The organism is Paenibacillus sp. (assembly GCF_035645235.1).
Lineage (GTDB): Bacteria > Bacillota > Bacilli > Paenibacillales > YIM-B00363 > Paenibacillus_AE.
In genome coordinates, this window is record NZ_DASQMZ010000068.1 from 1 (window position 1) to 12,322 (window position 12,322).

7 protein-coding genes are annotated in these 12,322 nt (G+C 63.8%); all 7 read left to right on the forward strand.

The genetic code is table 11. From position 1 onward, the window contains the following. On the forward strand, positions 1-843 hold an 843-nt coding region (locus VEZ38_RS06380; protein WP_324892510.1), incomplete at its 5' end, for a class II fructose-bisphosphate aldolase. Next, positions 843-2,225 carry a protein O-GlcNAcase gene (locus VEZ38_RS06385; RefSeq protein ID WP_324892511.1) on the forward strand — a complete coding sequence of 461 codons (1,383 nt, stop codon included), beginning with the start codon at positions 843-845 and terminating at the stop codon, positions 2,223-2,225. The genes VEZ38_RS06380 and VEZ38_RS06385, both read left to right, overlap by 1 nt. Beyond that, positions 2,222-5,725 (forward strand): glycosyl hydrolase-related protein, encoded by a 3,504-nt coding sequence (locus VEZ38_RS06390; RefSeq protein ID WP_324892512.1) that lies wholly within the window; start codon positions 2,222-2,224, stop codon positions 5,723-5,725. Before VEZ38_RS06385 ends, VEZ38_RS06390 begins: the two co-directional genes overlap by 4 nt. Then, positions 5,722-6,462, forward strand: coding sequence for an MBL fold metallo-hydrolase (locus VEZ38_RS06395; protein WP_324892513.1), 741 nt, complete (start codon positions 5,722-5,724; stop codon positions 6,460-6,462). The genes VEZ38_RS06390 and VEZ38_RS06395 overlap by 4 nt, the downstream gene beginning before the upstream one ends. Before the next feature lie 38 nt (positions 6,463-6,500). Beyond that, positions 6,501-8,960, forward strand: coding sequence for an alpha-mannosidase (locus VEZ38_RS06400; RefSeq protein WP_324892514.1), 2,460 nt, complete (start codon positions 6,501-6,503; stop codon positions 8,958-8,960). A gap of 35 nt (positions 8,961-8,995) precedes the next feature. Next, on the forward strand, positions 8,996-9,799 hold the full coding sequence (locus tag VEZ38_RS06405; RefSeq protein ID WP_324892515.1) for a DeoR/GlpR family DNA-binding transcription regulator: 804 nt from the start codon (positions 8,996-8,998) through the stop codon (positions 9,797-9,799). A 103-nt stretch (positions 9,800-9,902) separates the two neighbouring features. Then, a partial coding sequence (locus VEZ38_RS06410; RefSeq protein ID WP_324892516.1) for a glycoside hydrolase family 2 protein occupies positions 9,903-12,322 on the forward strand: 2,420 nt, incomplete at its 3' end.

Below are 12,322 nucleotides of genomic sequence, written 5' to 3' on the forward strand. Positions count from 1 at the left end.
ATCGGATCGTTCTCGCCGCGCTACACCGCGATGATTACCCCGGTCCTGAAGGCCGCTCAGAAAATGAATTCCCCCGCGATCGTGCAAATTTCGAGCCGGGAATTGGATCGGTACGGCATTACCGCGAAGCAATTCGCCGACGAATTTTACGAGAAGGTCGCGTCCTTGAACATTACGGTGCCGCTTGTGCTGCACCTCGACCATACGAAGGTGATGAGCATTATCGAGCAAGCGGTCGAAGCCGGGTTCACCTCGGTCATGATCGACGCCTCGGAGAGCCCGCTGGAGGAAAACATCGCGCGCTCCAAAGAAGCGGTCGAGTACGCGCACGCCCGCGGCGTCTCCGTCGAAGCCGAGCTCGGCATGATCGGCACGACCGATTTCGTCGAGACCGATAACGACGAGGAGCTGTACACGGACCCGCAGGAAGCGCAAGTGTTCGTCCGCGAGACGGGCGTCGACGCGCTGGCGGTATCGTGCGGTACGGCCCACGGCGTGTATATGGTCAAGCAGCCGAAGATCGATTATGCGCGTCTGCAGGCGATTCGCGAGCTGACGCCGGTGCATCTGGTGCTTCACGGCGGCTCCGGCGTCCCGTCTTCGATGATGTCGACGGCGATCAAGCTGCCGGGCGGCGGGGTGAGCAAGGTGAATATCGCGACCGACCTCGAGGTCGCGCTGCTCGAAGCGCTCGGCCGTACGGAGCGGATGACGAACGAAGAATGCTCGGCGCTTCCGGCCGAGGCGCTCGAGCGCGGCCGCGCGGCGGTCGAAGCGACCGTGTGCGATAAGATGGCCAACTTCCTCGGAAGCGAAGGGAAAGCGGAAGGGTTCGCGGTCTAATGGGCGATGCGACGAAGGCCTCGTACGTCCGCGGGGTGATCGAAGGCTTCTACGGCGTCTACTACACGTTCGCGGAGCGGGACGATCTGATCCGCTATATCGGCTCGATCGGATACAACCAGTATATATACGGGCCCAAGAACGATCGCCAGCACCGCATGCGGTGGCGGGAGCCGTACCCGGAGGACGTCATGGCGGCGTTCTCCCGGACGGTGCGCGTCGCGCGGGAAAGCGGCGTCTCGTTCTGTTATTCGATCGGCTCCGGCGTGACGATGAGCTACGCTTCGGAAGAGGATTTTCGGCTCATCCTTCGGAAGTTTAAGGCATTTTACGATATCGGTGTGCGAGATTTCAGCATTCTCCTCGACGATATCGCGTCGAGCTTCAAGCACGAGGCGGACGGGGCGCGGTACGCGACGTTCGCCGAAGCGCATGCCGACGTGTGCAACCGGCTGTACGCAGAGCTGCAAACCTGGGATTCGGCTTGCACGCTCAGCCTCTGCCCGACCGACTATCACGGGAAAGCGCCGTTTTCTCCGTATTTGCATGAACTCGGCGAGAAGCTGCATCCTCGCGTCGATATTTTTTATACCGGCGAGGAGATCTGCTCTACGGCAATCCGGCGGAGCGACGCGGAAGCGTTCGCTCTGGCCGCGCGGCGTCCGCCGGTCATCTGGGACAATTACCCCGTGAACGACCTCGCGATGCGCCCGGAGCTGCACGTCGGTCCGATCCGCGGCCGCGAGAGCGGCGTGCTCGCGGCGACGCGAGGCTACGTCGTGAACGCGATGGCCGAATGCGAGGCGTCCAAGCTCGCGCTCCGCACGTTCGCCGATTATTTCGACGATCCCGAGGGGTACGATGCGGATCGCTCGTGGGCGAACGCGATCGAGGAAATTTGCGGCGAGCGAAGCGCGCCGGCGTTCCGAACGTTCGCGGAAAATTCGCTCGAGTCGTGCCTGCGCGAACCGAATTCGGTCAAGCTGCGCGAGCTGCTCGACGCGGCCATGCTTCGCCTTCGCGCGGGTTCCTCGGACAACGAGGAGGTTCGGGCGCTCGGCGCGTACCTGACGGAGCTGGACGAAGCGTGCTACCATCTCAAAAACCGGATGTACAATACGGCGCTTCGCAATAACCTCCTTCCATGGATCGAGGTGCTCGAGCATTGGTTATGGATGGCGAGGCGCGCGCTGCTCGTCCTCGAGGCGGCGCAACGCGGAGAAGACTTTAAGCAGCCGCTCGGCTGGATGAAGGAGTCGCTCGGCGAGATCGACAAGCATCCGAAGCGGATGACGGACGGCTCGCTCCGCGAGCTCGCGGCGTTGGCGCTCGAAACCGCCGAGGCGGCTCGCACGGCCGGAAAGGAGTCGGACGAGCGATGAACGAACCGCTCTGGAGCATCGGCTCTCCCGACGGGAAGTCCCCGCAGCTGTACGACAATTATAAAGAACCATGCAAGCTGGGCGACGTCGTCTGGCTGGCCGACGAGGGCCGTACGGCGGACGGCGGCGAACGCTGGCCGATGTTTCATCCGAGCGAGGCGGATCCGGATTCCGGATACCGCCTGCATCCGTATACGATTCGATTCGCGCTCGAACGCATCGCGCCCGCCTACGTGCTGCGGCTCCATATCCTGACGATCGCGCCGCGTCTGTCCTTCCTCGAAATCTCCGTCAACGGCGTCTCGGGCGAAGTGCATTTGCGCGCGGCTCCGTCGTCGTCCGGCGACATCGCGATTCATTCCGGGCTGCATACGACGATCTATGCGGACGGCGTCGCCGACGTCGTCATCCCGGGCCGTCTGCTGCGGCCGGGCGCGAACGAGCTTGCGCTCGTCAGCCGCGACGGCGGGGAGACGATTCGCGTCGAGCGGATCGAAGCGATCAAGCGGCTCGACCGGATGGCGAACGCCGCCGGGGTTTTGTACAAGGGCATCGAGTTTTGGGAAAAGGAGCCCCCCGCTTCGCCGATCGCGCGCGTCGACATTCGTTCGACGGTCGTCTATAAGCGCGGAGAGGACGGCAGATTGTACAACGAATGCGAGCTGTTCCTAGAGCTGGCGCAGTCGATGCCGGACGCCGACTTGACGCTCGCGCTGACGCGCGCGAACGGGGAAACCTGCAACGTGCCCGTTCGGCTGGTCGGCCTGCCGTTCGGCCATCCGCGGGTGACGTTCGCCCTGCCCGACGGGGAGGGCGACGTCTCGTACGCGCTGACGGGAGACGTCGGGGGACGCCCGGTCTCCTTCTCCGGCAGCTTTCGGCCGCGACGGAAATGGACCGTGTACATTACGCCCCATGCGCATACGGACATCGGCTATACGCATCGCCAGTGGGAGGTTGCCGAGCGGCTGTGCCGCAACATCGATACGGCGCTCGATTGGATCGAAGCGGAGGAGCGCGCCGGCGAAACGTCCTTCACGTACCATCTCGATGCGGGCTGGGCGATGGAGACGTATTTGCAGACTCGTTCGGAGGCGCGCAAAGCGCAGCTGTTCCGCGCGATTCGCTCGGGCCGGATCGGCGTCGCCGCGCATTACGTCGACTTGCTGACGCAGTACGCGGGCCTCGAGGATCTGATCCGCAACGGGGAGTTTTTGAACGACGCGTTGACGCCGCACGAGCTGAAGTCCGAGTTCGCCGCCGTGGTCGACGTCGCGTCGCTCACCGGCTCGCTGCCGGCGATCCTCGAGGGCAGCGGCGTGCCGTATCTCGTGCACGCCGACAATCAAGACCGCGGGCCATTCCGTCTCAACGGCGGATTGCATAAGGTGTCCCCGTTCTATTGGGAGGGCACGAACGGCGGCCGCGTGCTGTGCTGGCTTGCGAAGATGTACTGCGAGCTGCGCAAGGTGTGCGGCAGTCCGCCGACGCCGTCCGCCGCGGAGCGGGGGCTGGACCTATGGCTCGCCGAATACGAGCGGGACGATTACGCCCCCGACGCCGTGCTGCTGTACGGTCAAGAGGCGGACAACACCGACATCGACCCGCAGCCGAACGACTTCGTGAAGCGGTGGAACGCCGAATACGCGTATCCAAGGCTCGTGCCGAGCGACGTAACGGACTTCTTCCGCGACGTCGAGGCGCGCTTCGGCGACAAGCTGCAGACGTTCCGAGGCGACGGCGGCGCGTACTGGGAAGACGGCGTCGGCTCCTCGATGCGCGAGACGATCGCCGTACGGGAGGCGCAGGCCGCGCTGCCGGCCGCGGAGCGTCTGGAGACGCTGGCGGCGCTGCATAACGGCGGCTGGGCGTACCCGCTCGCGCATTACGACGAAGCGTGGCGTCAAGTGCTGCTCTACGACGAACATACCTGGGGGGCGTTCCTAAGCGGCCCGGAGCCCGATGCGCTGCTTGCGCAGGACCAATGGGATGCGAAGAAGCAGATGGCCGACGATGCGGCGCAATGGGGCAAGCGGCTGCTGCACGTCGCGGCGGCTAGGCATTCGTTAAGCTGGAACAACGACGGCCGCGAGGTGGTCGTGTACAACCCGCACAGCTTCGAGGCGGGCGGGCCGGTCGCGGTCGAAATCATGCCCGGCGAGGCCGCGTTCGATCCCGAGACGGGGGCTCGCCTTCCGCTGCGGCCGCTGCGCGTCTTGGCGACGCAGGCGGTCGTCGAGCTGTGGGTCGACCCGATGCCGGGCTTTTCGTACCGCCGATTCGTCTTGAAGCCTTCCGAAGAAGGCACGGCGCTGGCCGCCGGCTCGGCGGTCCGTCTCGCGGCGAAGCCGTCGACGCCGGTCACGCTGACGAACGACTGGTATCAGGTGACGATCGACCCCGAGCGGGGCTGCCTGACGTCGTGGGTCGACCGCTCGCTCGGACGCGAGCTCGTGCTGCAATCCGGCGAGGGCGAGGCTTCCTACGGCTTCGGCCAGTTTATTTACGCCGAGGGAGGCGAGGGCACGCGGCTTATGGGCAACCAAGCGGACCTCGCCGAAGGGCGGATGAACCCGAGGGCGGAATTCTCGCTGACGCGGGCGACGCTGCAATCGTCCGACGTCGGACGCACCTTGCGGCTCACCGGCGCGGTGCCGTACGGCGAGCTGGACATCGAATGGATCCTGTACGACCGGACGAAGCGGCTCGACGTTCGTTACACGTACCGCAAGGAGGAGCGGCGCCGGAAGGAAGCGGCGTACATCGCGTTCCCGACCGCGCTCGCGGACGCCGCCGTCCGCTCGGACTCCCAAATCGGCTGGGTCGATTGGGACCGCGATCAGCTGCCCGGCGGCTGCAAGGAGTGGCTGCCGCTGCAGACGAGCATATTGCTGGACGCTCCGGGGGTTTCGGTGCAGATCGCGTCGCCGGACGTGCCGCTCTTTACGATCGGAGAGATGGTCCAAGGCCGCTGGCCGAGGGAAAAGTCGCTCCGCGGCGGCACGGTATTTTCTTATGTATTGAACAATTACTGGCACACGAATTATAAAGCGTCGCAGGGCGGCGAGCTTCGGTTCGGCTACTCGTTCGTCAGCGGGGCGGAGCGCTCCGAAGCCGACGCCTACCGGACGGGCTGGACGGCACGCCGCCCGCTCGTCGGCCAGCGGATGAGCTTCCAGGATTTCCGCGAGACGAAGCCGCCGTACGAAGCGCCGTCCGGCGGCATGCTCGCGTCGTTCGCGTCCGACGGACTCGTCGTCACGACGATGAAGCGGGCGCGGTACGCCGACGGCTATATCGTCCGCGCGCAAAACATTACAGGAGAGAGCGCGGCCGGCGCGTTGTCGTTCCCCGGCAAGCGAATCGTCCGCGCGTGGCGAACGGATTTGCTCGAGCGGGAGCGTAGCCGTATCGCGCCGAACGGAGACGGCAGCCTGACGATCGAGGCTCCGGCCTGGGGGCTGGCCACGGTGCGAATCGAATTGGAGGAACGGACATGAGTCATGCGGTGAAGCTGATCGGAAATGTATACGTCGTGTCCGGCGATAAGCTGACCCACGGCTGGGACGCGAGCGCCTATCTGGTGCTCGGCGACGAGCCGGCGCTCATCGATTGCGGCAGCACGGCCGGATACGAAGCGTTAAAGCGCAACTTGGCGGGACTCGGCCTCGCGCCGACGGACATTAAGCGCGTGTACGCGACGCACGGCCATTGGGATCACGTCTCCGGCTTCGCGCCGCTGAAAGAGGATCACCCGAACGTCGAGCTGTTCATTCACGAAGCGGCGCGGGCGTCGGTCGAGTCCGGCGATCCGGAGTTGACGGCGGCGTTTCTATACGATATGCCGTTTCCGAAAATGAAAGTGGACGGCTTGCTCGAGGACGGAGCATGGATTCGTATCGGCGGCGCGAACGGCGGGTACGAGACGAAGCTGCTCCATACGCCCGGACATACGCCATCCTGCGTCTCGTTCCTGCTGCAGGTCGGCGATACGCGCCTCCTGATCGCGGGCGATACGCTATGGGGCGGCTTCCATCCGCGCGTCCGCTCGGATATGGACGCATGGCACGCTTCGCTCGCGAAGCTCGCGGGGGAGGACTTCGACGTCATGTCGTTCGGCCATCTGCCGCCGACGCTCGTGCTCGACGCGAAGACGAAGGTGCTCGAAGCGCAGAAACAACTCGGGGTGTACTATAACCCGTGGTTCAAGCCTTTTCACACGAAATTCATGTATTAATCGCCTAACGCGATAGAGAGCGGGGAGAACACGTACTTATGACGAACAAGAACATGAAAGATTACAAGTTTTGGATGATCGGCAACGCCCACTTAGACCCGGTATGGCTGTGGCAATGGCAGGAAGGTTTCCAAGAGGCGAAGGCGACGGCGCGCTCCGCGCTCGACCGGATGAAGGAGTACGACGACTTCGTATTTACGAACTCGTCGGCGGCGATGTACGAATGGATCGAAAACAACGATCCCGGCATGTTCGAAGAAATCAAGCAGCGCGTCGCCGAGGGGCGCTGGCACATCGTAGGCGGCTGGTGGATTCAGCCGGACTGCAACATCCCGAGCGGCGAATCGTTCGTGCGCCAAGGCCTCTACGGCCAGCGCTACTTCAAGGAGAAGCTCGGCGTCACGGCGAAAGTCGGTTATAACGTCGACTCGTTCGGCCATTTCGGCATGATGCCGCAAATCCTTAAGAAGCAAGGCATGGATTATTACGTCATGATGCGCCCGATGCCGAACGAGAAGGGGCTGCCGAACCGCTTGTTCTACTGGGAGTCGGACGACGGCTCGCGCGTGCTGACGTACCGCATTCCGTTCGAATATTGCTCCTGGGGCAAAGATCTCGAGAAGCATATTCGCCGCTGCATGACGGAGCTGAAGGATCCGTTCAACGAGCTGATGGCGTTCTACGGCGTCGGCAACCATGGCGGCGGCCCGACGAAGGAAAACATCGACAGCTTGAAGCGCATGAACGCCGACCCGGAATTCCCGCAAATCGTGCTCGCGCATCCGACGGAATATTTCGAGGAGATGGAGCGTCGGGGCCTTCCGATTCCGGTCGTGCACGACGATCTCCAGCATCACGCGAGCGGCTGCTACGCGGCGCATTCGGGCATCAAGCAGTGGAACCGCCAAGCGGAAAATAAACTGATGGCGGCGGAGACATGGTCGGCGATCGCGAACGCGGTCTCGGGCCAGCCGTATCCGACCGACTACCACCAAGCTTGGAAGAACGTGCTGTTCAATCAGTTCCACGACATTCTCGCGGGCACGTCGATCGAGCCGGCGTACGAGGACGCGCGCAATATGCACGGCGAGGCGATGTCGATCGCCGAGCGCGGCCTCAACTACGCGATTCAATCGCTCTCCTGGAACATCGACATCGAGCAAGAGGAAGGCATGAAGCCGCTCGTCGTGTTCAACCCGCATTCGTGGGGCGGCCCGATGAACATCGAGCACGAGGTCGGCGGCGTGAAGGAGACGTCCGTATTGTACGACGACGCGGGCAAACAAATCCCGTTCCAGCTCGTCCAGTCGCAGGCGACGGCGGGAGGCCGATTCCGCATTTCGTTCCTGGCCGATTTGCCGCCGATGGGGTACCGGGTGTATAAGCTGTACCAGACGCCGCGCGCGTCGACGGAGCCGAAGCTCGCCGCGCCGACGATCAAAGCATCCGATACGTCGCTCGAGAACGACCGGATCCGCCTCGACTTCGACCCGAAGACGGGCCATGTGATCAGCTTGTTCGACAAGAAGGTGAACAGCGAGCTGCTGAGAAAGCCCGCGCGTCCGGTCGTCATGGAGGACAAGTCGGATACGTGGAGCCATAACGTCTTCCATTTCCAAAACGAAATCGGCGACTTCAAAGCCCGTTCCGTCCGCCGCGTCGAGCACGGCCCGATCAAGTCGGTCGTGCGCGTGACGAGCGAATACGGCAGCTCGAAGTTGATCCAGGACTTCGCCATGTACAAGGATCTCGACTATATCGACGTGAAGGTGACGGTCGATTGGCGTGAGACGTTCAAGATGCTCAAGCTCGTCTATCCGATCAATTTGCATTTCACGAAGCAGACGTACGAAATTCCGTACGGCTTCAAGGAGCGCGAGCATAACGGCGAGGAGGAGCCGGGCCAAAACTGGGTCGACTTCAGCGGCATCTTGCCGAGCAACGGGCCGGGGCACGGCGGGACGCCGTACGGCGTGACGCTCATGAACGACGCGAAGTACAGCTACAGCATCATGAACAAGGAGCTGGCGATCACGGTGCTGCGCAGTCCGATCTACGCGCATCACGATCCGCTCGTTCCGGATCCGGACGGCCATTACACGTTCATCGACCACGGCATTCAGACGTTCACCTACCGCATCTACCCGCATGAAGGCAGCTGGGAGACGGCGGGCGTCGTACAGAAGGCATGGGAGCTCAATCGCAAGCCGACGACGATCATCGAAACGTACCACCAAGGCAAGCTGCCGCAGCGGAATTCGTTCCTAAGCGTCGATGCGGAAAATGTCATCGTCAGCGTCCTGAAGCAGCATGAGGACAGCGAGGACCTGATCGTCCGCGCCTACGAGACGACGAAATCGGCGACGAAGACGACGATCCGTCTGCCGCATCTCGGACGCGACATCGAAGCGTCGTTCGGGCCGTGCGAAATCAAGACGTTCCGCGTGCCGCGCGATGCGTCGCTGCCGGTCGTCGAGACCGACCTGATCGAATGGTAAGCGAAGGATAAGCCAATACCGGAGGGGAACGTCCAATGTTCGTCAAGCAACGGCGCCATCAAATCAAAGAACGGCTGCTTCGGGAACGGAGCGTCAAGGTCGCCGACCTCGTCAAGCAGTTTTCCGTGTCGGAGGAGACGATCCGCCGGGATTTGCACGAGCTCGAGCGGGAAGGCATCGCCCGGAAGGATTACGGCGGCGCGATGCTCGCCCGGGATCTTGAGACGGTGGCGGTTCCGGTGCCGCCGGTGCATCATCGCGCGCAGCATTTCACGGAGGAGAAGGAGCGCATCGCCGAGGCGGCGGCGCGCCTCGTGGGACCGGGACAGATCGTCGTGATGGACGCCGGGTCGACGACGTGGTGCCTCGCGAAGCATCTCGGCGGCATCGACGGCTTGACCGTGCTGACGAACGGGCTGAACGTCGCGGAGCAATGCAGCTCCAATGAGAACGCGCAGGTGTTCGTGATCGGGGGCAAGCTCGTCCGCGGTTCGATGAGCCTCGTCGGCTCGCAGGCCGAGACGGAGCTTCGCAAATACAACGCGGACATCGCGTTCCTCGGCGCGTCCGGCATCTCGGCGAACCGCGGCTTCGGCAGCTTCGACCTGTACGAGGCCGAGATGAAGAAGGCGATGGTGGCGGCCGGACGGCAAGTCGTCATCCTCGCCGATCACAGCAAATTCGAGCGGCAGGCGCTCATTTCGTTCGCCGCGTTCCAAGACGTCGACGTGCTGATCACAAGCGACCTGGTCGATTCCCGTCTGCTTCGCGCCGTCGAGCAGGCGGGCGTGCGCACGATCGTCTGTCCGCTGGAGCGGCGGCTGGGCGAAGAGGCGTAAACGCGCCCGACCCGGTCCGATACGCCGGCGCTCGCTTCGGCTTTCGGGCGGAAGCGGCGCCGGCTTTTCTTTGTCGCCGGGGCTGACGCGATTCTGTAGGGGGGTGTCATCGATTCGTAACATCGTAACGTTATCGGGTTCGGATTGGCAGGTTCGCGGCTATTGGCCGTGGGTGCCGATCAAGGATCGCAGCATGGAAACCGGGCAAGAGCTGATCGGCGTGACCGATTGGATCCCGGCCAGCGTGCCGGGCGGGGTGCACGTCGATCTGTACCGCGCCGGCTGGATCGAGAATCCGTATTACGAAATGAATAGTTTGGCCTGCGAGTGGGTCGAGCATCGCTGGTGGGTATACAAGAAGTCGTTCCCGCGGCCTGCCGGCGCGTTCGCGCGAGCGGAACTCGTGTTCCTCGGCATCGATTACGAGGCGATGGTGTACCTGAACGGCGTCCTGCTCGGCGAGCATGCGAACATGTACGAGCCGGCGCGGTACGACGTGACGGAAGCGGTGCGGGCGGCGGAGTCGCTCGAGCTGAAGGTCGTCATGAAGGGCGTGCCGCAGGAGATGGGGCAGATCGGCAAGACGTCGCTCACGTCTACGCAGAAGAGCCGGTTCAATTATAAATGGGATTTCTCCACGCGTCTCGTGAACATCGGGCTATGGGACGGCGTCGAGCTGCGTCTATACGACGACGCGCGGCTCGCGGACGCGGCGGTCGCGACCGACGCGGACATCGCCGGGGACGGCGCCGCCGACGTCGGACGCGTTCGGCTGTACGGACGCATCGAGCGTCACGCCGCGCCGGCGCCGCTCTCGCTGCGCTTGTCGTGTTTGTCGCCCGACGGCGGCGTCGCGGCGGCGCGCGAGCTGACGCTCGCGCCGGCCGATGACGCGTACGATTGCACGCTGCTCGTGCCGGAACCGCGGCTGTGGTGGCCGAACGGGTACGGGGAGCAGCCGCTCTACACGGTTCGGGCGGAGTTGTTCGACGGCGACCGCCCGCTCGACGCCTGGTCGTTCCGCGTCGGCATCCGATCCTTAACGTACCGGCGCAACGAAGACGCGCCGACCGATTCGCTGCCGTATACGTTCGTCGTCAACGGCAAGCCGATTTATGTGCGCGGGGTCAACCTGACGCCGCTCGATCATGTATACGGCAACGTATCGGAGGCGTCCTACGATTGGTACGTGTACCTGATGAAGCGGGCCAACGTCAACATGGCGCGCATCTGGGGCGGCGGCATCGTCGAGAAGCCGTATTTCTATGAATTGTGCGACCGGCACGGCATCTTGGTATGGCAGGAGTTTATTCAGTCGAGCTCCGGCATCGACAACGTGCCGTCGAAGTTGCCGGGCTTCCTGGCTTTGCTTCGCCGTGCGGCGACGTCGGCGCTGCTCGGCCGGCGCAGCCACGTCTCGCTCGCGGCGTGGAGCGGCGGCAACGAATTGATGAGCGCGCCGAACACGCCTTCGACGGCGGAGGACGAGAACCTCGCGATGCTGCAAGCGCTCGTAACGGCGTACGACCCGCAGCGGCTGTTTCTGCCGACGTCGGCATCCGGGCCCGTCGAGTTCGTGACGACGGAGAAGGGCGTCTCGCACGACGTCCACGGCGGGTGGCAATATCAAGGCAATCCGTTCCATTACGAGCTCTACGGCGAATCGGATAATTTGTTCCACAGCGAATTCGGCATGGACGGCGTGGCGTCGGTCAAGACGCTCCGCAAAATTTTGCATCCCCGCCATCACGTCGCGACGCCGATGCGCGAGCACGTCGTCTGGCGCCATCACGGCGAGTGGTGGGGGACGTTCGACCGGGACACGAAGCTGTTCGGGCCGCTGCCCGACATGGAACGGTTCGCCCGCGTCAGCCAACTGATGCAAGCGGAGGGGCTTCGGTTCATTATCGAGGCGAATCGCCGCCGCCAATTCCGGCAAAGCGGCTGCATCGTCTGGCAGCTGAACGAGCCGTGGCCGAACAGCTCCTGCACGAATCTGGCGGAATATTACGGCGAGCAGAAGATGGCGTATTACGCGATGCGGTCGGCGTACGCGCCGGTGCACGCGTCGCTGTCGTACCGGCGAATCGATCTGGCGTCCGCGGACGAATTCCAAGGCGAGGTAAGCCTGCATTCGAACGGCGTCGCTGCGGCGGTCCGCGCGGTGCGCGCGACGGTGTACGGCGAGGACGGCCGCGAGGCGTTCGCCTTCGCCTTCGAAGCGGAATGCGCCGCCGACCGGACGACGACGATCGGCGTGCTGCGTTTTCCGGTTTCGGCTTCGCTCGGGGGACTCGTGTTCGTGAAGCTGGAGACGGTCCCTGCCGACGACGCGCCGGCGGACGTCAACTGGTATGCGTTCGGCGCGAGCCGGGAGACGCCGTATGCGCCCATTCTGCGCAATACGGACGCGCGGCTGTCCGTCGCCCCCGTCGGCGCGTGGCGCGACGCCGCGAGGTTCGAGGGGCTTCGGTTTCTTGAACGAACGTTCGAGGTGCACAACGACGGCGCCGACCCGGCGCT

What these genes read in the sequence shown, in the direction of transcription:
- VEZ38_RS06385 (WP_324892511.1), top strand. Translation starts at nt 843, where the DNA reads ATGGGCGATGCGACGAAGGCCTCGTACGTCCGCGGGGTGATCGAAGGC.
- VEZ38_RS06390 (WP_324892512.1), top strand. Translation starts at nt 2,222, where the DNA reads ATGAACGAACCGCTCTGGAGCATCGGCTCTCCCGACGGGAAGTCCCCG.
- VEZ38_RS06395 (WP_324892513.1), top strand. Translation starts at nt 5,722, where the DNA reads ATGAGTCATGCGGTGAAGCTGATCGGAAATGTATACGTCGTGTCCGGC.
- VEZ38_RS06400 (WP_324892514.1), top strand. Translation starts at nt 6,501, where the DNA reads ATGACGAACAAGAACATGAAAGATTACAAGTTTTGGATGATCGGCAAC.
- VEZ38_RS06405 (WP_324892515.1), top strand. Translation starts at nt 8,996, where the DNA reads ATGTTCGTCAAGCAACGGCGCCATCAAATCAAAGAACGGCTGCTTCGG.